The following is a 21,361-nucleotide window of genomic DNA, read 5'->3' as shown; positions in this document are numbered from 1 at the left end:
TAGCAGTTGTGGCCTCAAAGTCAATTTTGCACCCAAGTAATCTGCCCTGACCGTTTGTCCGAGACGCTGTCCAAACCGTTTTGGCCGGGCAGATTTCCTGGCACATTCCCTTAAAGGGGGATGTTGTCGTGCTTTTTCCACGGGTTTTTCACGTGCTTGTTCCGCAAGCTGGCAAAAGCCCGCGAAACGCGACGGCGGGTCGATTGAGGCATGATCACCTCATCGATAAAGCCACGCTCGGCCGCGACAAACGGGTTCGCAAACCTGTCCTCGTAGTCCTGCGTGTTCTGCACAATTTTCTCGGCATCGCCCAGATCGGCACGGTGAATGATCTCGGTCGCGCCCTTTGCGCCCATCACCGCGATTTCGGCTGTAGGCCAGGCATAGTTGAAGTCACCGCGCAGGTGCTTGGAGGCCATAACATCATAGGCACCACCATAAGCCTTACGGGTGATGACGGTAACTTTTGGCACCGTGGCTTCACCGTAGGCAAACAACAGCTTTGCACCGTGCTTGATCACTCCGCCATATTCCTGCGACGTCCCCGGCAGGAAGCCAGGCACATCCACCAGCGTCAGGATCGGAATTTCGAAGCAATCGCAGAACCGCACAAACCGCGCGGCCTTGCGCGAGCTGTCGATGTCCAGACAACCGGCCAGGATCATCGGCTGATTGGCTACAACGCCCACTGTCTGCCCTTCAAGCCGGATGAACCCGGTGATGATGTTTTTGGCAAAATCCTCCTGAATTTCGTAGAAATCACCCTCATCCGCCACTTTGGTGATGAGTTCCTTCATGTCGTACGGCGTATTAGGGTTGTCGGGGATCAATGTATCCAGCGAGGTTTCCAAACGGTCAGGTTCGTCAAAGAACGGGCGCACTGGCGGCTTTTCGCGGTTGTTGAGCGGCAGGAAATCAACCAAACGGCGCACCTCGGCCAGTGCTTCAACGTCGTTCTCAAACGCTCCGTCAGCAACCGACGATTTCTTGGTATGGGTCGACGCCCCACCCAGTTCCTCGGCGGTAACGACTTCGTTTGTGACCGTCTTGACCACGTCGGGGCCGGTCACAAACATGTACGAGGTGTCTTTGACCATGAAGATAAAGTCGGTCATCGCCGGGCTGTAGACTGCGCCGCCAGCACAGGGCCCCATGATCACGCTGATCTGCGGAACCACGCCTGACGCCATGATGTTGCGCTGGAACACCTCGGCATAACCAGCCAGCGACGCCACGCCTTCCTGAATTCGCGCCCCGCCCGAGTCGTTAATGCCAATCACCGGTGCACCGTTCTGAACGGCCATATCCATGATCTTGCAGATCTTCTGAGCATGGGTTTCCGAAAGTGAGCCGCCAAAGACTGTAAAGTCCTGGCTGAACACATAAACCATGCGACCATTGATCGTACCCCAACCAGTAACGACACCGTCACCCGCTGGCCTTTGCTTCTCCATCCCGAAATCGGTGCACCGATGGCTGACAAACATGTCAAATTCTTCAAAGCTGCCTTCATCCAGCAACAGTTCGACCCGTTCCCGCGCAGTCAGTTTGCCGCGCGAGTGCTGTGCGTCGATGCGCTTTTGTCCACCACCCAGCCGCGCGTTGTCGCGACGGTCTTCAAGTTCGGAAAGGATGTCTTTCATAACGATGATCCCCTGTAAAATCTGGCCGGACACTATACGCAGATGCCGCGAGACCAAAGTATCTTTCGGCAAATTTGCAAATCTTATCCAATCATCTTGGTGAATATTGTAAACTTGCTAATTTTCACTCACAAAACGCGTGATGGATGGCATTCTTATCCGTGGTGACTATACACGTGAACTATGCAGTTTAGTTCTTCGTCAGCGCATCGCTCGCCTCCCAAAATTACCACTCTGGTTTTACTGTCCGGATTGTCCGCGCTCAGCCTCAATCTGTTTTTGCCGAGCCTGCCCAATATGGCACTGCACTTTCAGGCCGACTACAAGGTCATGCAACTGTCGATTGCCCTGTACCTGCTGGTCAATGCGGTGCTTCAGATCCTGATCGGACCAATTGCCGACAAGGCGGGGCGCCGTCCCGTTCTACTTTGGGGGTTGGTCCTTTTTTTGGTGGCTACGTTGGGCTGCATCTATGCACCCAACGTCCAGGTCTTTCTTGTTTTCAGAATGTGTCAGGCAATCATCGTCGTCGGCATGGTTCTTAGCCGTGCGGCGGTTCGGGACCTATATGATCAGGACCAGGCCGCGTCGATGATCGGTTACGTAACGATGGGCATGGCCATTGTCCCCATGATCGGACCCGCGATCGGAGGCCTGTTGGAGGAGAGCTTTGGCTGGAAAGCCAACTTTTGGCTGCCCTTCGTTCTTGGCGTAATGACGCTGGTGCTAACTTACTTAGATTTTGGCGAAACCTCAGCCAAGAGCGGCAAAACACTGGTTCAACAATTTCGGGAATACCCCGAACTGCTGGGTTCCCCGCGATTTTGGGGCTATTCGCTGTCATCCGCGCTGTCGTCTGGCGCCTTCTTTGCCTATCTGGGCGGCGCTCCCTTTATCGGCACCGAACTATTCGGCCTCAGCGCCGCCGAGGTCGGCATCTACTTTGGTGCCCCAGCCGTTGGGTACTTTTTTGGTAACTTCTTCAGTGGTCGCTATTCCGTTCACTTCGGCGTCAATCGAATGGTACTTTGGGGCTGCTGGCTGAACGCAGCAGGCGTTGCAATGTCCGCCATCTTGTTTCTGGCCGGCTTCGGAACAGCGCTCAGCTTTTTTGGTTTCATGACCTTTGTCGGCATTGGAAACGGCATGACGATTCCCAACGCGACTTCCGGCGCGCTTTCGGTGCGACCGCATCTGGCCGCGACGGCATCCGGGCTGAGTGGCGCCATTATGTTGGGCGGCGGAGCAGGCCTCAGCGCGCTTGCAGGAGCCTTGCTAACCCACGAAACCGGAGCAATGCCCCTGCTGTGGTTGATGCTGGCAACTTCGGTCTTGGCAGTATGCGCAATATTGTCCGTTATTCGACGCGAACGGCAACTGGGCCTTTGAATGGCTTGCCTATGACAGTTTGCAAAGTTAGCTTGCCGAATTAGGAAAGTTGCAAAGGCTCAACATGGCGACTCAGAAACTCTATGCAGGTGCAAAGCTACGCGAAATGCGTACACGCTTGTCACTGACACAAAAGGAATTTGCCGCCAAACTGGGTGTTTCCCTGCCCTATCTGAACCAGATGGAGAACAACAACCGTCCGATTTCGACCACGGTCGTTCTGGCGCTGGCGCAAGAATTCGGAATGGATGTCACCGAGTTGAGCACCGGCGACAGTGAACGCCTGGTCTCGGACATGCGCGAGGCATTGGCCGATCCGGTCTTTGACGATGCCGTTCCGCCACTCGCCGATCTCCGCCTGACGGCTTCAAACGCACCCGCTCTGGCACGGGCCTTCATTGCCCTGCACCGCACCTATCGTCAGACGCATGAACGCCTGGCTTCCCTTGACGAAGCATTGGGGCGCGAAGACGCGCAAATCCAGGCCAGCCCATGGGAGGAAGTGCGAGACTTCTTCCACTATTGCGACAACTATATCGACGCGATGGACCGTGCGGCTGAACGATTTGCTGGGCGCGCCGAGGATGCCGGTGGCATACGCGCTGCAGCCCTGGACAGCCTCGCGGAGCGCGGCATCCGGGTACAATTCCCGGATATCGATGAAACCCGAAAGTACGAACCAGAAAACAAAACACTGCAGCTTTCGTCCAGAATCGCACCACAAACTCAGGTGTTTCAGTTGTTGTTGCAGGTTGCACTGATCAGTCAGGACAAACTTCTTGAAGCAACGCTAGATTTTGCCAAATTTCACAGCGATGAGGCCCGTGCCATTGCCAAGATCGGGCTGGCAAATTACTTCGCCGGCGCATCACTGATGCCTTATGCCAAATTTCTGGCCACGGCACAGGAATATCGTCACGACCTTGAACTGCTTAGCAACCGGTTTGGCGCATCGATCGAACAGGTGGCGCACAGGTTGTCGACCCTGCAACGCCCTGGCGCAAAAGGCATTCCGTTTTTTTTCGTTCGCGTTGATCAGGCCGGAACGATCACCAAAAGACACTCGGCCACGCGCCTGCAATTTGCCCGGTTCGGCGGCGCCTGCCCCCTATGGAACGTCCACCGCGCTTTCGAAACGCCCGGCCACTTCCTGCGGCAGCTGGCAGAAACACCCGATGGTGTTCAGTACATATCTTTGGCTCGGGACGTGTCGAAATCAGGCGGCTCATACGGCGCACCTGTGCGCCGTTATGCGATTGCACTAGGTTGCGAGGTGCGCCACGCCGAGGCGCTGGTTTATGCCGACAATCTGGATTTCAACAACGCCAGCGCTTACGAGCCAATTGGCATATCCTGCCGCATCTGCGAGCGGCCAAATTGTCATCAGCGATCGGTCCCGCCTTTGGAAAGACGTCTGACAATCGACGCCCATACCCGCGGCACCTTGCCCTATGAAGTCACCTGATCTTCACCTGACCCAAAATAATCCGGGGGAGCCGAGGCGTGCCGCGACGGGGGCAGAGCCCCCGCTTTTTTCAGGACTTGGACAAGATCGCCCAGATCTCGTCTTTCAGAACCGCACGTTTTTTACGCAGATCTGTCTCAGCGATATCATCCATCGGTTCGACATTGGTTTCGGCACGATGAACCTCGCGGTTGATCGCATGATACTCGTCCGCCAGCCGTGAAAAATGAGCGTCCGTTTGCTTAAGCTGGCTCATCAGCTCAACCTTGTCCGGAAACTCTTCGGCCAGTTCGTGCGGGGTGTGGGACATTCCTGTTCGCTCCTGAAAATATTTCGTTACGATCCAAGTCTATTCGTCCCGGCCCCGTCAAGCTTTGACGCGGATCAAATCATGCCTTCTTTCACCGTTGGGCAACAGCCCATTGCGGGTGAATCCAAGGGCGGTCATTGGCGGAAGGCAAGGCTTCCTTGCCCAAAAGATGGTCGGACATCTTCTCACCCACCATGATCGACGGCGCGTTCAAGTTACCATTGGTGATCTGCGGAAAGATCGAGCTGTCGGCGACGCGCAGCCCGTCCACACCGATCACACGGCCTTCCGGATCGACCACGGCATTTTTATCATCCGCACGGCCCATTCGGCAGGTTCCACAGGGATGATAAGCGCTTTCAGCATGTTCGGCGATAAAGGCATTGAGCGCTTCGTCAGATTGCACATCTGCACCCGGTTGGATTTCTTTACCGGAATAAGGTTTGAACGCATCCTGCCCGAAAATCTCACGCGTCAGGCGAACACAGGTGCGGAAATCTGCCCAATCCTCTTCATGGCTCATGTAGTTGAAGCGGATCACTGGCGCGTCTTCGACCTTGGCCGACCGCAGCGTCACCGCCCCGCGCGAGGGCGAGCGCATCGGCCCGACATGCGCCTGGAAACCATGACCTTCGGCCGCCGCCTGACCGTCATAGCGAACGGCAATTGGCAGGAAGTGATATTGAATATCAGGGTATTCCACGCCTGGCTTTGAGCGAATGAAAGCCGCACTTTCGAACTGGTTCGACGCACCCAGACCTGTTTTTGTGAACAACCACTGCGCCCCGATCAGACCTTTGCTGATCAGGTTCCAGTGCTTGTACAGCGTGATCGGCTGTAGGGATGCCTGCTGGATGTAAAGCTCCAGATGGTCCTGAAGGTTCGCACCCACACCCGGGCGATCCGCCACGACGTCGATCCCATGCTCGGCCAGATGCGCCGCCGGACCGATGCCTGACAGCATCAGCAGTTTGGGAGAGTTGATCGAGGACGCCGCCAGAACCACTTCGCGCCGAGCGCGGATGACCTCAGTCTTGCCACCTCGGATCAATTCCACGCCAATTGCGCGGCCATTTTCCATGACCACCTTTGAGGCCAGCCCGCGCACGATATCGCAGATATCGCGCTTGAGCGCGGGTTTCAGATACGCGTTTGCCGCTGACCAACGCCGTCCTTTCCAAACGGTTTGCTCCATCGGGCCGAAGCCTTCCTGCTTTTCACCATTATAGTCGCCGGTAACTTCGTATCCCGCTTGCTGCCCCGCATCGACGAAAGCCTGAAACAGAGGGTTCTCGCGCGGGCCGCGCGATACATGCAGCGGGCCATCGGTGCCACGCCATGTCGGATCACCACCATGTCCACCGTCATGCCAGGTTTCCATGTGCTTATAATAGGGCAACACATCCGCATAAGACCAGCCATCGGCGCCCATCTCGGCCCAAGTGTCAAAATCACGCGCGTGGCCACGAACGTAAACCATACCGTTGATCGAGGATGATCCACCGACCACCTTGCCGCGCGGGCAGGCCAGTTCGCGGTTATTCAGGTGCGGCTCGGGCTCGGACTTGTAACCCCAGTCATACATCGGCATGTTCATCGGATAGCTCAGCGCCGCCGGCATCTGGATGAATGGTCCGGCATCGCTGCCACCATGCTCGATCACAAGAACCGAGGCCCCGGCCTCGCTCAGGCGATATGCCATCGCGCAACCTGCGGATCCTGCGCCGACGATGACGAAATCTGCTTCCATTTTCAGGTCTCCATATCCTGCCGAACTGCGTTTTGAACCGTTCGGCAGGAGTATTTTCAAAAAGGTGAAGAGGTTACTCGCCGCGCGGGTAGCGGGCGTTTTCCTCGACGACATTCAGATCCATGTGATTGCGCATGTAGCGCTCGGATGCCTTCTGCAGTGGCTGGTAATCCCATGGGTAATACCCGCCCTGCCGCAGCGCCTCGTAAACAACCCATCGGCGCGCCTGGCTGGCGCGGACATCCGCGTCGAATTGATCCAAGTCCCAACGCGCCTGAGATTTCGCGCGCAAAGTTTCCAGCGTGCCTGCTTGTTCGGGGTTTTCCGCGAGGTTTTCCAACTCATGCGGGTCAGCCTCAAGATCGTACAGCTGATCTGGGTCCAATGCGCAGCGATTGTATTTCCACTTGCCGTAGCGCAGCGAAACCAGCGGCGCATACGAGCCTTCGGCCGCGTATTCCATCTTCACCGGAGCAGTCCGTTCGGTGCCATTTGCCAGTGGCACAAGGTCTTCGCCATCGGTCCACGGCGCGATCTCGGCCATATCTACACCCGCCAGTGCGCCAAGGGTTGGCGTGACGTCGATTGTCGAAACCGGTGTGTCGATACGGCCTGCCGGCATATCCGGCGCGGCAATCATCAACGGCACGCGTGCCGACCCTTCGTAGAAGTTCATTTTGAACCACAGGCCCCGCTCGCCCAGCATGTCGCCGTGATCCGAGACAAACATGATGATCGCCTCTTGCCGGGTTGTTTCCAGCACCTCGAGGATTTCACCGATCTTGTCGTCCAGATATGAGATATTGGAAAAGTAGGCGCGGCGCGACTTGCGGATGTCTTCTTCTGTGATGTCGAAGCTGCGCCAATCATTGGCATCAAAGATACGCTTTGAGTGCGGATCCTGATTGTCATAACCAATGTCCGCAATCTCGGGCTGCAGGTGCTCGCAGTCTTCGTACAGATCCCAATAATTGCGGCGCGCCACGTAAGGGTCATGCGGGTGGGTAAAGCTGACGGTCACACACCACGGGCGGTCAACCTTGCCGCGCGCCAGATCATAGAGCTTGGCCTTGGCGTTGTAGGCGACCTCGTCGTCATACTCCATCTGGTTGGAGATTTCGGCCACGCCTGCGCCCGTCACCGAGCCCATATTGTGGTACCACCAGTCAATACGCTCGCCCGGTTTGCGATAGTCCGGCGTCCAACCGAAATCAGCCGGATAGATATCTGTGGTCAGGCGATCCTCGAACCCGTGCATCTGATCGGGGCCGACAAAGTGCATCTTGCCAGACAGGCAGGTGTAGTAGCCCGCACGGCGCAGATGGTGCGCATAGGTCGGGATGTCGCTGCGGAATTCTGCGGCGTTGTCATAAACACCCGTGCGCGAAGGCAGCTGACCGGACATGAAGCTGGCCCGCCCCGGCGCGCAAAGCGGCGAAGCCGTATAAGCATTGGCAAACCGGGTCGACCGCTCAGCCAGCTTCTTCAGGTTCGGAGCGTGAAGCCAGTCAGCGGGACCGTCTGGAAAGAGGGTCCCGTTCAGCTGATCCACCATCAGGATCAGAATGTTCGGTTTTGTCATTTTTCAGCCTCGAGCAGAGTGTTGAGGACACGCATTGCGTGGTTAACGGCCAGTTGCGGCTCCTCCGGGGCGCTTAGTGCGGCGCGGATGTACAACCCGTCGATAAGGGCGATCATGTTTTCGGCCGCTTCAGCCGGATCGCTAAGCAACGGGCGCAGGGCGTGTGTCAGGTTCGACCGGATACGCGCCTGATAGATTTGCCACAGGCGCAAGGCGTCATCATTCGTTTGGGCCAGCACGTAGAACGTCATCCACGCAGCGATGACATCCGGTGTGAAACATGATGGTGCAAAACAGGCCCGGATAATGGCCTGCGCGCGCTCCTGCGGGACGGCATTCTTCAGCTCCTGTTTAGCCTCATTGGCAAAGTCCGACAGGATACGGCGCATGGCAGCCAGAAAGATCTGGTCTTTGCCACCGAAATAATGATGCGCCAGCGCGCTGGACATGCCTGCCCGTTTGGCAATCTGGCTGACAGTTACATCAAGGGATTTCTTCGACCCGAGCTCGGCGATTGTTGCCTTGACGATCGCGTCACGGCGGATTGGCTCCATTCCGAGTTTCGGCATCGCTATCCCCTCATTACGTGTACCGGGAAACGCTAAGGGGTTTTTATTGACCCGTCAATCAATAACGTTTTAAGCGGCCGTTAACGGCTAGAGTTTGGGTGCGATACTGGGGGTCGTCAAGCTGCTGCGGTTCAAAACCGCTTCGCGCCAGGCAATGAAACTGACCGCCAACAGAATCACCGTACCACCCGCGACAACCCAAATGTCGATGCTTTCGTTGAAGACCAGCGCGCCCAACAGGGTGGCCCAGATCAACTGCAGGAACGTAACCGGCTGTGTGACCGCGACCGGGGCTGCCTTAAGTGCGATCGTCATGAAATAGTGGCCCGCCGTGGCAAAACTGGCCACTAGAAACAGCACGCCGAGGTCGCGCAAGCTGGGCGTGGTCCAAACTGCAATCGCAAAGGGGATCAAGGCAATGGTCACCCAGATCGACATATGCGCCACAACGACCGACGGCGGCAGATCACGCACAAGCACTTTGGCGATCAGATAAGATCCGCCCAAGGTCAGGGCCGTGCCCAGCATGGTGATATGACCCAGTGAAATCTCACGGAAACCCGGCCTTAGGATGATCAAAACGCCAACCAGTGCCACGCCAATCGCGGCGATCCGACGGATGGCCAGCCTCTCGCCCAGAAACAACGCGGCCCCCAGCGTGACATAGACCGGCGTCATGTAGTTCATCGCCGTAACCTCGGCCAGCGGGATCTGGGTCATCGAGAAGAACCACAGCATCACTGCAAATGCGTGGACGACACCGCGTGTCCCCAACAATACGATGTGGCTGCTTGTAAGGTGGGTTTTCAACACCAGGCGCAACGCTGGCAACAGAAAGATCAAGCCGAAGGCAAAGCGCAGGAACGCAGCCTGCGTAGGGTCCATCGAGGAGCCCAGCGACTTTACCAACGCGGTCATGACCACAAACGACAAGCCTGCCGAAAACATCCAGAGCATGCCAGCCACAGGGCGGTGTTGGGCGGTTAAAGTTGACATGTTAACGGTTGAACACCGAATACTTGGCAGAGGCAACCCGTCACATCAATACGAGCTTTGCGGCAATTGCCAGCATGACCACGCCGATTATTAAATCCAGCACCTGCCACGCCCGTGGTCTTGTGAAAATCGGGGACAGCATCCCAGCCCCGTAGCCCAGCGAAAAGAAAAACACAAAGCTGGACGTCATTGCCCCAAGCGCAAAGGCCAGCCGGTCATCATACTGCGCCGAGATTGAACCAATCAGCACAACTGTATCCAGATAGACATGCGGGTTCAGCCATGTGAACGCAAGAACGGTCAGCAGAACAGATTTCAGGCTGACCCGCTTACCCTCGCCGATCTCCATCACCGCTCCGCCGCGCCTGGCCGAACCCAGGCTGCGCAAACCGTACCATATCAGGAAGATCGCCCCGCCATATCGCATGACAGTCTCGAACCAGGGCAACGCGTGCGCCAATGTTCCGAAACCCGCAACGCCGGCGGCTATGAGAATGGCATCAGACACCGCGCAAGTCAGGCACAGTGGGAATACGTGCTCGCGCCGCAATCCCTGACGCAGAACAAAGGCGTTTTGCGCGCCAATGGCGAGGATCAGGCTGAAGCCAAGCACAAAGCCTGCGATCAAGGATGTGGACATGAAACCTCCGATAGTCTGAGGCGTTGACTACTTGCTTACCGAACATCTATCAAATTAAAGAAACTGACCTCAGTTAAGTCTGTCTAATGCTACTGGATCCAAACCACCTGACTGCGCTGTCTGCCATCCTGCGTCATGGCAGCTTTGACGCGGCCGCTTCGGAACTTGCAGTTACGCCTTCTGCGGTTTCACAACGGATCAAGGCGCTGGAAGACCTTGTCGGCGCAACCCTGATCAATCGCGGAACGCCCTGCACGGGCACTCCGATGGGTTTGCGTATCGCTCAACACGCCGAGGACATCGGGTTACTTGAGACGCATCTGGCCCGCGAACTGACGCTTGATCAAACCAACGGCCCCGCGCGCGTGCGCGTCGCCGTGCCAGCCGACGTTCTGGCGACGTGGTTCATCAATGTCATGTCTCAGGTCGACGGCCTGCTGTTCGATCTGGTCGTTGACGATCAGGATCATTCGGCGGAATGGCTGAGGCGCGGAGAGGTCAGCGCCGCCATAACGGTCGGAGGTGATACAGTCCCAGGCAGCGACGCCGTCGCCCTTGGCGCCCTGCGGTACATCCCCACGGCCAGCCCCGATTTCATGCGCAAATGGTTCGCGGCCGGTGTAAATGTCGAGACGTTGTCCCGCGCCATCTGTTTGACATTCAACCGCAAGGATGGGCTGCAAAAAGCCTGGATTACCCGGCAGACAGGTCAACGGCTATCACCCCCCTCGCATTTCCTGCCCTCCTCTCAGGGGTTTGTAGAAGCGGCCATTGCGGGGATTGGGTGGGGAATGAATCCGGAAAGCCTTGCGCGCCCAGCGCTGGAAGATGGCCGGTTATGCCGCTTGGTACCGGGCGCGCGGCTTGACGTAGGGCTGACCTGGCAGGTGGGTCGTGTGCTCTCCACGGCGTTGGCCCCGCTAACTGACGCAGTCAAGCGCGCCGCCAATGGTGCCCTGCTTCCAGTTGACACGGCAGACTAGGACTGAACCGCTTTTTTCTCGCTGGGTACAACAACACGGTAACAGGCGACCGCCGCGAAAACGCTTGTGGCGACGATGAAGGCGATTGCCCAGGCGACCTCGTGCAAATGCGCAACGCCTGCCAACGCGGCCGAGAGCAACACGCCAGAGATCCGGCAAATGCTCTTGATCGCTGCGGCACCTTTGACCCTCTGATCTTTTGGGGCAACGTCTAGGAAGTACAGCTTGCGGGCACTGCTGATCCCTGTCACCGCAACAGTGACAACGAACAAGGCAATGGCGTGTAAGTGAACGTCATGGTCCATGCCCAGAAAGTGCACGGCCAAAAGCGCACCGCCCGTCAGTGCCACCATCAGGTTCCCGGTGACCATCACGGCGCGATGCGATTTCATGTTCACCAATTGCCACAGTGGGGCAGATACAAGATACCCCGACGCCGACGACACGATCATCGCCGTCAGCCCTCTGGCCGAATCGTGGTGCGCTTCGGCTGCGATCAGCGCAAAGAACGGTACGGACAGGGATACGACAACAAGCGGCATGCGCATGATCATGTAACGGCGGAACCAGTGCTGATCGAACATTGCGGCGATATCGGTGAAGTTATCCAGGAACTTTCGCTTATTGATCCGTTGCGCGCCCTGTTCCTGGGTGGGACCGGCGGTTTCGGACATCATTAGAATCGACAGGCCGGATAGGACAAAGAATGTTACCGAAACGGCGATGACTGCGGAATGGCGCGAAAACGGTGGATTTTCTTTGGTGATCTCGTGAACCAGCAACGCCAATCCGATTGCGCCCAATCCACCCACCCCCAGCTGCAGATAATGCATGATCATCCGCGATTTGGAGCGCACCTGATCGCCCAGCAGATCGGTATACATCAGCGACTGAATTTCTTCGATCAAACCGATCATGAAAAATGCCGCGACAAAGGCCACACCTATGACCGGAACGACACCTGTTGAGGCCACCAACAAAGCCAAAATCAGGCAGGCACCGATTGCGACCTCAGTCATCGCGATTGCACGTTTCTTGCGGTCACGCGCTGCGATGGGATACGCGAGGAAAACATCCGAGATCATGCTGCCAACCATCCGCACCGACACAAGCGCGCCGGCTATGTACATTGGAAGCTCAAGCGACACGGCCAGAAATGGCAGGACCACGGATGGGCTGCCTAGGGTCCACGCCACCTGAGACAGAATGCTTTGCCCGGCCAGGACCGGAACGTTTCTTTTCGATGTGTCCAGTGACTTGTCAGTCATATGCGCGCTTGGGTTCCTCGGCTCGCAAAAGGGCGCGCCACTTGGGTTTGATCAATCCATGGTACTCAGTTCCACGCAACCGGCCAAGAACCCCCTGTGTCAAAAATGAAAACCCGGCCAAAGACCGGGTTTTTCGTACTTTTCTTGCAATGCGGATCAGAGCTGAGCCATGACTTCGTCTGTGGCTTCGAAATTCGTCGTCACGCGTTGAACGTCATCGTCGTCCTCCAGCGCATCGACCAGCTTCATCAGCTTTTGCATGTCTTCCAGACCCAACTCGGTTGTCGTCGTAGGCTTCCAGATCAGCTTGGTGGAATCGGTTTCCCCCAGCGCAGCTTCAAGGGCGCTCGACACTTCGTTCAGGTCGGTATCGGCACACCAGATGATATGCCCTTCTTCCGAGCTTTCGACATCTTCAGCACCGGCTTCGATTGCGGCTTCGAACACGGTGTCCGCGTCGCCGACGGAACCCGGATAAACCACTTCGCCCTTGCGTTCAAACATGAAGCCAACTGAACCGGTTTCACCCAGGTTGCCGCCGTTCTTGGAAAAAGTCGAACGCACGGTCGAAGCTGTGCGATTGCGGTTGTCGGTCATCGTCTCGACGATCACCGCCACACCGTTCGGGCCATAGCCCTCATACCGGATCTCTTCGTATTCATCGCCTTCGCCCGCCGTCGATTTCTTGATCGCGCGGTCGATGACATCTTTTGGAACTGACTGTGACTTGGCTTCTTTCACGGCCAAACGCAGCCGTGGGTTTTTTTCAGGATCCGGGTCGCCCATCTTGGCAGCGACGGTGATCTCTTTTGACAGTTTGGAAAACAGTTTGGACCGCGCGGCGTCCTGACGCCCCTTGCGGTGCTGGATGTTGGCCCATTTGGAATGGCCTGCCATGTTGCGTCCTCGTCATCGTGATTGCGTATTCGGCGCTCATATAGACGTTTGCGGGGCCAAGGATCAAGAGAGCGGCTTGCGACAGTCGCCGCGAAGGGTATGGTGGCCGCATGACGACAGACCAGATTATTCTTTTTTCCCTTTTCGCCACTGTGTTTGGAATGCTGCTTTGGGGGAAGTTTCGATACGACCTTGTGGCCTTCACCGCGCTATTGATCGGAGTTACGCTGGGTGTTGTGCCGGTCGATAACGCCTTTGCCGGGTTCGGACACCCCGCCACGATCATCGTCGCTTTGGTATTGGTTGTCTCGGCCGGGTTGGTGCGCTCCGGCGCTGTTTTCCTGATCACCCGCACACTGGTCGATGCCTCGCGCGGGCTTGGCGCGCACATCGCGCTGATGGGCGGGATTGGCGCTGTTCTGTCGGCTTTTATGAACAACGTGGCCGCGCTGGCGCTGCTGATGCCGGTCGATATCCAAACCGCGCGCAAGGCGGGGCGACCGGTCGGTCTGACCCTGATGCCGCTGAGTTTTGCCACTATTCTGGGCGGCATGGCCACGTTGATTGGAACGCCCCCTAACATCATCATCGCATCGATCCGGGCTGAGACCTTGGGTGAACCGTTCCGAATGTTCGATTTCGCCCCCGTTGGTGGATTGGCCGCGATTGCCGGGCTGGCATTTGTCGCGCTGATCGGATGGCGGTTGATTCCCAATCGCGGAACACAGGAAGAGGCCTCGGAAACCCTTGCCGAATACATCGCGGAACTGACGGTCCCGCCAGAGTCGCCGCAAATCGGAAAACGTGTCAGCGAGCTTTATGAGGCCGCCGAGAAATCCGACGTGGCCATCATCGGCCTTATTCGAGATGGCAAACGGCGCTATGGCCGGTCGGCCCATGCTACAATCAAACCGAGCGACGCTTTGGTGCTGGAGGCCCGCCCCGAGGCGCTAGACGAATTTCGCACCGCGCTGAACCTCGATTTCTCAGATACCCGCCGTCAGGAATTGCTGACCGCCGAAGGGGACGGTCTTGAAGTGATTGAGGTAGTTGTGCCGCTAAACGCACGCGTCACCGGTCGCACCGCGCAGGGCCTGGGATTGGCCTGGCGTCAAAGCACCGTTTTGATGGGGATTTCACGTCAGGGCCGTCGCATTACCGAACAGGTCCGCAAAACTCAGATTGAGGCAGGCGACATTCTGTTGCTGCTGTGCCCACGTGACCGCAGTGCCGATGTGACCGAATGGCTGGGGTGTTTGCCACTTGCTGAACGCGGTCTGAACGTCACCGCCAACGAAAAAGCATGGCTTGCCATTGGCTTGTTTGGTGCAGCTGTTCTGGCGGCCAGTGTCGGGCTGATCTACCTGCCCATCGCTTTGGGGCTGGTCGTTGTCGCCTACGTTCTGACCAAGATCATGCCGATTGCCGATATCTACAATCATATCGAGTGGCCCGTTGTCGTTCTGCTGGGTTCGATGATCCCGCTAGGCAGCGCGTTGGAGACGTCAGGCGGTACAGAACTGATTGCGAATGCGTTGATTCAGTTGACCGACGGGCTGCCGGCATGGGCCATTCTGACCGTTTTGATGGTGGTCACCATGACCCTATCGGACGTACTGAACAATACGGCCACCGCAATTGTTGCAGCTCCGGTCGGCATCCAGATGGCCCGCACGCTTGAGGTTTCACCCGACCCGTTCCTGATGACGGTTGCCGTTGCTGCCTCAGCCGCGTTCCTGACGCCGATCGGGCATAAGAACAATACGCTGGTGCTGGGGCCCGGAGGGTATCAGTTTGGTGATTATTGGCGCATGGGGTTGCCGCTGGAAATCCTGATCATCGCCGTTTCCATTCCCGCCATCCTTGTCTTCTGGCCTCTTTGACGGATAAGAGCCATTCATGACACGATTTCTGATCCTGCAACTGCGCCCTGAAACCGATGCTTCGGATGCCGAATATGCCTCGATCCTGGACAAAACGGGCCTGACCCCCAACCAGACCCATCGTATCCGATTGGATTGCGAAGCTTTGCCCGACGATCTGGATGTCACGGATTATGCCGGCGTGATTGTTGGTGGTGGACCGGGATGCGTCAGTGACGACCCCGCAACCAAATCCGAAACCGACGCGCGCATTGAAGGGACCATCATGGGGCTGATGCCGCAAATCATCGCGCGGGATCATCCGTTTATGGGATGCTGCTATGGGCTGGGCATTCTGGCCGCCCATCTTGGCGGTGACGTCAGCAAAGAGAAATACGGTGAACCTGTCGGACCTTCGACCTGCCACCTGACCGAAGACGGGGCGCAAGACCCGCTGACGGCAGGGCTGACCGGAACATTCGACGCCTTCGTGGGCCACAAAGAGGCCGTGCAGGCGCTGCCGAACGGGTGCATCCACCTGCTGGCCTCGGACCCCTGCCCGTTTCAGATGATCCGCTGGGGGCAGAATGTTTATGCCACGCAATTCCACCCCGAGGCGGACGCGCGCGATTTTGAGCAGCGCATCAATATCTACAAGAACCACGGCTATTTTCCGCCCGAAGACGCCCAGCGCCTGATCGACATTTGTCACGCAGCGGACGTCACGCAACCGGCCGAAATCCTCCGCAGATTTGCCGAACGCTATGGGTGACCCAACGGCGTTATTGCCTGATCCGCAACCGCTCGCTTAGGGTGGCCCGAACGGCTTTGGGAGGAGTTGTTCTTGGATCTTCTAATAAATGTCGGCCTGCCGCTATCGCTGGCCATTATCATGCTGTCTCTGGGCGTCGGGCTCGAAGTCGCCGATTTCCGCCGCGTACTCAGCCGGCGCTATCCTTTCGCCATCGGTGCGTTGTGCCAGGTTGTACTGCTGCCGGTCGCGGCTTTTGTCACGGTCACACTTTTTGCGTTGCCACCCGAGATCGCGGTCGGCTTCATGATCCTCAGTTTTTGCCCTGGCGGTGTGACCAGCAACATCCTGTCGAAACTGGCAAAGGGTGATGTCGCCCTTTCGGTCAGTTTGACGGCCGTCATCAGCCTGCTTTCGATGGTAACCGTGCCATTTCTTGCTGCGTGGTCAGTGAACTATTTCATGGGCGATGCGGCACCCGAGGTGTCCATCTCAGGGCTTGCGATCGTCATGTTCCTGATCACAACGCTACCCGTGGCGCTTGGCGTCACGCTTCGCAGCTTTGCAACAGATTTTGCAAAGCGGATCGAGCCCGCGCTGTCCAAGCTTGCGACCGTTCTGTTCGTGCTGATCGTTCTGGCTGCTCTGGCTGGAAACTGGCAGCTGTTTGTCGACAACCTCGGCGTCATGGGCGCTGGGTTGATTACATTGAACGTCGCGCTTTTGCTGATCGGGCTGGGGCTGGCGCGTGCCGCAAACCTGTCATGGAATGAAAGCAAGACTGTTTCCATCGAAACCGGCATACAAAACTCGACACTTGGGATTACACTGGCTGCATTGATCACGGCGACGGAAAGCGGGTTCAGCCCGTTGGCCCTGCCCTCGGCTGTGTACGGAATAACGATGTATGTTGTGGCCTTGCCCTTCATCCTTTGGTTCCGCAGCCGCTGAAAGGATAAGACATGACGAATAACTCTGCCGATGCCATCGTCGTGGGGGCTGGGCTGGCCGGGTTGGCCGCCGCAGCTGAACTGGGCGACCGGGGCAAAAAGGTGATCGTGGTCGATCAGGAACCCGCGCATTTCCTCGGTGGTCAGGCGTTTTGGAGTCTCGGCGGCCTGTTCATGGTCGACACGCCGGAACAGCGGCGCATGGGCATCAAGGACAGCTACGACCTTGCCTTGCGAGACTGGATGGGCAGCGCGCAGTTCGATCGTGACGAGGACGCATGGCCCCGCAAATGGGCCGAGGCCTATGTGGAATTTGCCGCCGGTGAGATGCGCCCTTGGCTGCATGACATGGGCCTGCGCTGGTTTCCGATTGTCGGCTGGGCCGAACGCGGTGGATCATATGCGGATGGTCACGGTAATTCTGTGCCCCGCTTTCATATCACCTGGGGCACCGGCCCAGGTGTTCTGGAACATTTCAAACGCCGGGTGCGTGACCATGTCGGCAACGGTTTGATCGAGCTTAAATTCCGCCATCAAGTCAGCCACATCATCATGCAGAACAGCGCTGCCAAAGGCGTCTCGGGCGAAGTTCTGGCAGACGACACCGCACCCCACGGCGCCAAGACCAACCGTGATGAGGTCGGCGAGTTCGAGTTTTACGCCCCAGCCGTCATCGTCACGTCAGGTGGCATCGGCGGGAATTTTGAAATGGTGCGCAAAAGCTGGCCACGCGACCGTCTGGGCGAGCCACCACAGGACATGGTCGCAGGCGTGCCATTCCACGTTGATGGCCGCATGATCGGCATCAGCGAAAAGGCCGGCGGCCATGTGATCAACGGCGACCGGATGTGGCATTACACCGAAGGCGTGCGTAACTGGAATCCGATCTGGCCATCGCACGGTATTCGCATTCTGCCCGGCCCAAGCTCAATGTGGTTCGACGCTGAAGGCAACCGGTTGAAACCGCCGTGCCTGCCGGGTTTTGATACATTGGGAACGCTAAAAGAAATCCTGAAAACCGGCCATGAATACAGTTGGTTCGTTCTGACCCAGAAGGTGATCAAAAAGGAATTCGCCCTATCCGGGTCCGAACAGAACCCCGACATGACCGACGGTGGTTGGAAAGAGGTTCTGTTCCAACGTATCCTGACAGGCTCCAAGGCCACTGCCCCGGTTGAAGCGTTCAAGGAACATGGCGAGGACTTCATTGTCGCCAACACCCTCACCGAACTGGTGAACGGCATGAACCATCTGGGCGGAGGGCTGATTGATGAGGCGCATCTACGCGCCCAGATCGAGGCGCGGGATTACCAGATCGACAACCCGTTCACCAAGGATGCGCAGATGGCCGCCATTCTGGCCGCGCGCAACTACCGTGGAGACAAACTGATCCGAACCGCCAAGCCGCACAAGTTCCTTGATCCGGCCAATGGCCCGCTGATCGCGGTGAAACTGCACGTGCTGACGCGCAAGACGCTGGGTGGGCTTCAGACCAATCTGGACAGTCAGATGGTGGGCGCAGACGGTCAGGTCGTTCCCGGCCTGTTCGCAGCCGGAGAGGTCGCGGGTTTTGGCGGCGGTGGCTATCACGGCTACAACGCGCTCGAAGGTTCATTTCTGGGTGGCTGCATTTTCTCGGGACGCAATGCAGGGCGGTCGAGGGCCGTCGCGTGACGGCCCCTTAAACCCTACTGTTCCCGGGCAAATTGCACGACGGCTTGCCCGGCGTTGTCCAGCAACACCAGCGTATCGCCTTTGAAGGCATATGCTGTCACCCCCTGAAGGGCTTTGAAAAACTGCCGCTCAACTTCATCCAGTGGCGGCGGACAGGCCATCAAGGTGGCGGCCATGTTGTCGGGGAATTCAATATTGTTGCCCGCAATCTCGGCTTGGCCGGAAAACCGGTTACATCCACCGCTGCCCGAGAACGCGCCATCCTTGGCGAATGAAAGCGCGGGGCGCCTTTCGGTCTCAAGTGCTGCGCCATTCAGGCCGGTTGCAGTCCAGTTGGTGTTCTCCAGCACGGCTGCCCCGGGCGGTTGTACTTTGACCAGCATCAGATCGGTCGTGTTCCCGGCCCCATTCGTCAGAACGGGGTAGGCAGTATCGGTTGTGAACAACAGCTTGTCGCCCTGAAAGATCGAACCACGCACCACATAGCGCATCCCCTCTTGAATAAGGGCGTCGTCATAGCTCAGCTCGAACTGTGCTGGCACTCCGGTCAGCGCATAGCGCTTTGCCGACAGGGTCACCGACGGTGCGTCCGCGCGCGAGACGTCCTGCAATTGCACGTAAAGCGTCGCATCCGGTGGTACGGCGATACGTTCGCGATATGTTGCAGTGCCTTCGATCGTTCCGCCGATGGCCGCGCTGCTCAGCATGGCTGATGTGGCCGCAACCGTAAGCGCAGTATATCCGGTCTTGAGCATTGGCGTGCTCCTTTTCGCAAAATCACTTATTCAAAACATTGTATGAGGTTTTGATTTTACAAGGACTTCGCCGGAAAACCAGCGGTTCCGTGCCGAACTCAAAGCGGCCAGATCAGAGGGATCAACAGCGAAGCCAGCAAACCCACAGTCAGATTCAGCGGCACGCCAACTTTCAGAAAATCTGTGAACCTGTACCCACCGGGGCCGTAAACCATCATGTTGGTCTGATATCCGATCGGCGTCGCAAATGAAGCCGAGGCTGCCACCATGACCGCCACCACCAGAGGACGCGGATCAACGCCCACGGCCTGCGCCAAACCGATGGCAATCGGCGTCACCACAACTGCCACGGCGTTATTCGACACCAGCTCTGTCAGCACAGAGGTCAGCAAATAGACCGCCCAGATGATCAGGAATGGTGGCAGGGCACCAAGACCCGGCGCCACGGCTTCGACAATTAAGGAAACTGCACCGGATTTATCCAATGCCGAGCCTATGGCCAGCATTGAGAAGATGAGGGCCAGCAATCGTCCTTCGACAAAGGAAAATGCCTCATCCGCGTCGATGCAGCGCGTAATCAAAACAACCGCAACAGCAAGGACCGACAACAGCAGGATGGGCGCAACGCCCAGCGCGGCCAGCACAACGATCCCGGTCAGCGCCCCGATGGCAATCGGCGCGTGGCTGCGGCGGAATGCGCGGGCCGAAGGTTGGGTCACATCGACCATATCCATATCAGCAGCCAGTTTCCGGATATCTGCAGGTGAACCCTCCAGCAGCAGCGTGTCACCGACCCGCACGACCAGATCATCCAATTGCCGCCCGATATTCTGGTTTCTCCGATGCACCGCCAGCACATAGACGCCATAGCGGCGGCGTAAACGCATCGTGCCCAACGTCCGCCCCACCATGCGGCAACCCGGAGTGATCAGCACCTCGACCGTTTTCGTCTCAACCGCCGAGACCTGATCGACACGCTTGAGTTCTCTATTGGATTGCAGGCTCAGCAGTTCCGTCATCTCAGTCCGAAGAACGACACGGTCGCCAACTTTCAAAGCGACGCCCTTGAGGTTGCGCCGCAACGACTCGTCGCCGCGCACGACGTCGATCAGGCGCACGCCAGGACGTTTGAACAGCTGCACGCCCGTCACCTCACGTCCGATCAGGTTGCTGTCGGGGGGAATGACAGCCTCGGTAAAGAACTTCATCTTCGACCGATCGCTAAGCATTGTCGCCATGCTGTCCCGTTCCGGCAGCAGGCGCGGCGCGACAAACCGCAGGTAGAACATGCCGTAAATGACCAGCGCGATGCCCAGCGGCGTGACCTCGAATATCGTAAACGGGGTCATCCCCTGGGCCCGCGCGACACCATCAACCAACAGGTTGGTCGAGGTCCCGATCAGGGTCAGCGTACCACCCAGAATGGCCGCATAGCTAAGCGGGATCAGCAGTTTCGAGGCCGACACGTTCAGCGTCCGCGCGATCTGAACGAATACGGGGATCATGACGACCACCACGGGCGTGTTTGAAACCACCGCCGAGGCAAAGACAACAAAGGCCATCAGCGTCGCGATTGCGACCTTGGGACTTACCTGTGCCTGTTTCTGTGCGGTCGATGTGAATGCGTCCAGTGCTCCGGTACGCACCAATGCTCCCATGATGATGAACATCGCGGCAATCGTCCAAGGGGCCGGATTTGACAGAACGGCAAGTGCGCTTTGATAGGGCAGAATGCCCGTCACCAGCATCACGGCCACGCCACCAATTGCGACCACTTCAGTCGGATAGGATTCGCGCAGGAACATGGTGAACATGCCTGCAACGACCAACAGCGCCAGTATCGCGCTTCCCATTTCTGTCAGTTGAAGGAATTGCAT

Annotated in this window: 18 protein-coding genes; 7 read left to right on the top strand and 11 right to left on the bottom strand. The window is 57.6% G+C overall.

Annotation, left to right across the window (positions count from 1 at the left end; all coding sequences use genetic code 11):
- Positions 1–110: 110 nt before the first annotated feature.
- On the bottom strand, positions 111–1,643 hold the full coding sequence (locus RUA4292_RS06355) for an acyl-CoA carboxylase subunit beta (protein ID WP_058276834.1): 1,533 nt from the start codon (positions 1,641–1,643) through the stop codon (positions 111–113).
- A 183-nt stretch (positions 1,644–1,826) separates the two neighbouring features.
- Between RUA4292_RS06355 and RUA4292_RS06350 the strand changes: the two genes are divergently transcribed.
- Together RUA4292_RS06350 and RUA4292_RS06345 are read left to right on the top strand one after the other, a co-directional pair.
- Positions 1,827–3,032, top strand: coding sequence for a multidrug effflux MFS transporter (locus RUA4292_RS06350; RefSeq protein ID WP_058276833.1), 1,206 nt, complete (start codon positions 1,827–1,829; stop codon positions 3,030–3,032).
- A gap of 64 nt (positions 3,033–3,096) precedes the next feature.
- Complete coding sequence (locus RUA4292_RS06345) at positions 3,097–4,497, top strand: helix-turn-helix domain-containing protein (protein WP_058276832.1); 1,401 nt, start codon at positions 3,097–3,099, stop codon at positions 4,495–4,497.
- Positions 4,498–4,567: 70 nt separating this feature from the next.
- Here the strand turns inward: RUA4292_RS06345 and RUA4292_RS06340 are convergent, their stop codons facing one another.
- The 6 genes from RUA4292_RS06340 to RUA4292_RS06315 all read right to left on the bottom strand — a co-directional run bounded on the left by RUA4292_RS06340 (position 4,568) and on the right by RUA4292_RS06315 (position 10,344).
- Positions 4,568–4,807 (bottom strand): HP1242/YdcH family protein, encoded by a 240-nt coding sequence (locus RUA4292_RS06340; protein WP_058276831.1) that lies wholly within the window; start codon positions 4,805–4,807, stop codon positions 4,568–4,570.
- Between the two features lie 91 nt (positions 4,808–4,898).
- Complete coding sequence (betA, locus tag RUA4292_RS06335) at positions 4,899–6,557, bottom strand: choline dehydrogenase (RefSeq protein ID WP_058276830.1); 1,659 nt, start codon at positions 6,555–6,557, stop codon at positions 4,899–4,901.
- Positions 6,558–6,630: 73 nt separating this feature from the next.
- Positions 6,631–8,139, bottom strand: coding sequence for a choline-sulfatase (gene betC, locus RUA4292_RS06330; protein WP_058276829.1), 1,509 nt, complete (start codon positions 8,137–8,139; stop codon positions 6,631–6,633).
- The gene (gene betI, locus RUA4292_RS06325) at positions 8,136–8,708 is read right to left on the bottom strand and encodes a choline-binding transcriptional repressor BetI (protein WP_058276828.1); all 573 of its coding nucleotides are present in this window, start codon (positions 8,706–8,708) and stop codon (positions 8,136–8,138) included. The genes betC and betI overlap by 4 nt, the downstream gene beginning before the upstream one ends.
- Positions 8,709–8,795: 87 nt before the next feature.
- Entirely contained in the window at positions 8,796–9,704 is a 909-nt protein-coding gene (locus RUA4292_RS06320) for a DMT family transporter (RefSeq protein WP_058276827.1), read from the bottom strand.
- A gap of 40 nt (positions 9,705–9,744) precedes the next feature.
- Positions 9,745–10,344, bottom strand: a complete 600-nt coding sequence (locus tag RUA4292_RS06315; protein ID WP_058276826.1) for a LysE/ArgO family amino acid transporter — start codon at positions 10,342–10,344, stop codon at positions 9,745–9,747.
- Positions 10,345–10,430: 86 nt separating this feature from the next.
- On the opposite strand from RUA4292_RS06315, the gene RUA4292_RS06310 reads away from it, so the two are divergent.
- A complete protein-coding gene (locus RUA4292_RS06310) occupies positions 10,431–11,327 on the top strand; it encodes a LysR family transcriptional regulator ArgP (protein WP_058276825.1) in 897 nt (298 codons plus the stop codon).
- Here the strand turns inward: RUA4292_RS06310 and RUA4292_RS06305 are convergent.
- A complete protein-coding gene (locus tag RUA4292_RS06305; protein ID WP_058276824.1) occupies positions 11,324–12,595 on the bottom strand; it encodes an MFS transporter in 1,272 nt (423 codons plus the stop codon). The genes RUA4292_RS06310 and RUA4292_RS06305 overlap by 4 nt on opposite strands.
- 156 nt (positions 12,596–12,751) lie before the next feature.
- On the bottom strand, positions 12,752–13,492 hold the full coding sequence (locus tag RUA4292_RS06300; protein WP_058275643.1) for a YebC/PmpR family DNA-binding transcriptional regulator: 741 nt from the start codon (positions 13,490–13,492) through the stop codon (positions 12,752–12,754).
- Positions 13,493–13,602: 110 nt separating this feature from the next.
- Between RUA4292_RS06300 and RUA4292_RS06295 the strand changes: the two genes are divergently transcribed.
- The 4 genes from RUA4292_RS06295 to RUA4292_RS06280 all read left to right on the top strand — a co-directional run bounded on the left by RUA4292_RS06295 (position 13,603) and on the right by RUA4292_RS06280 (position 18,729).
- Positions 13,603–15,375, top strand: a complete 1,773-nt coding sequence (locus RUA4292_RS06295) for an SLC13 family permease (protein WP_058276823.1) — start codon at positions 13,603–13,605, stop codon at positions 15,373–15,375.
- Positions 15,376–15,391: 16 nt separating this feature from the next.
- Positions 15,392–16,126, top strand: coding sequence for a glutamine amidotransferase (locus RUA4292_RS06290; protein WP_058276822.1), 735 nt, complete (start codon positions 15,392–15,394; stop codon positions 16,124–16,126).
- Between the two features lie 72 nt (positions 16,127–16,198).
- The gene (locus RUA4292_RS06285) at positions 16,199–17,056 is read left to right on the top strand and encodes a bile acid:sodium symporter family protein (RefSeq protein ID WP_058276821.1); all 858 of its coding nucleotides are present in this window, start codon (positions 16,199–16,201) and stop codon (positions 17,054–17,056) included.
- An 11-nt stretch (positions 17,057–17,067) separates the two neighbouring features.
- Positions 17,068–18,729 (top strand): FAD-binding dehydrogenase, encoded by a 1,662-nt coding sequence (locus RUA4292_RS06280; RefSeq protein ID WP_058276820.1) that lies wholly within the window; start codon positions 17,068–17,070, stop codon positions 18,727–18,729.
- Positions 18,730–18,743: 14 nt separating this feature from the next.
- Here RUA4292_RS06280 and RUA4292_RS06275 read toward each other — a convergent pair whose 3' ends face one another.
- A complete protein-coding gene (locus tag RUA4292_RS06275; protein ID WP_058276819.1) occupies positions 18,744–19,484 on the bottom strand; it encodes a YbaY family lipoprotein in 741 nt (246 codons plus the stop codon).
- A 98-nt stretch (positions 19,485–19,582) separates the two neighbouring features.
- Entirely contained in the window at positions 19,583–21,361 is a 1,779-nt protein-coding gene (locus tag RUA4292_RS06270) for an SLC13 family permease (RefSeq protein ID WP_058276818.1), read from the bottom strand.

Origin of the sequence: Ruegeria atlantica, assembly GCF_001458195.1 — a bacterium.
In the GTDB taxonomy this organism is placed as follows: domain Bacteria; phylum Pseudomonadota; class Alphaproteobacteria; order Rhodobacterales; family Rhodobacteraceae; genus Ruegeria; species Ruegeria atlantica.
This window is presented reverse-complemented; position numbering and strand designations above follow the sequence as displayed.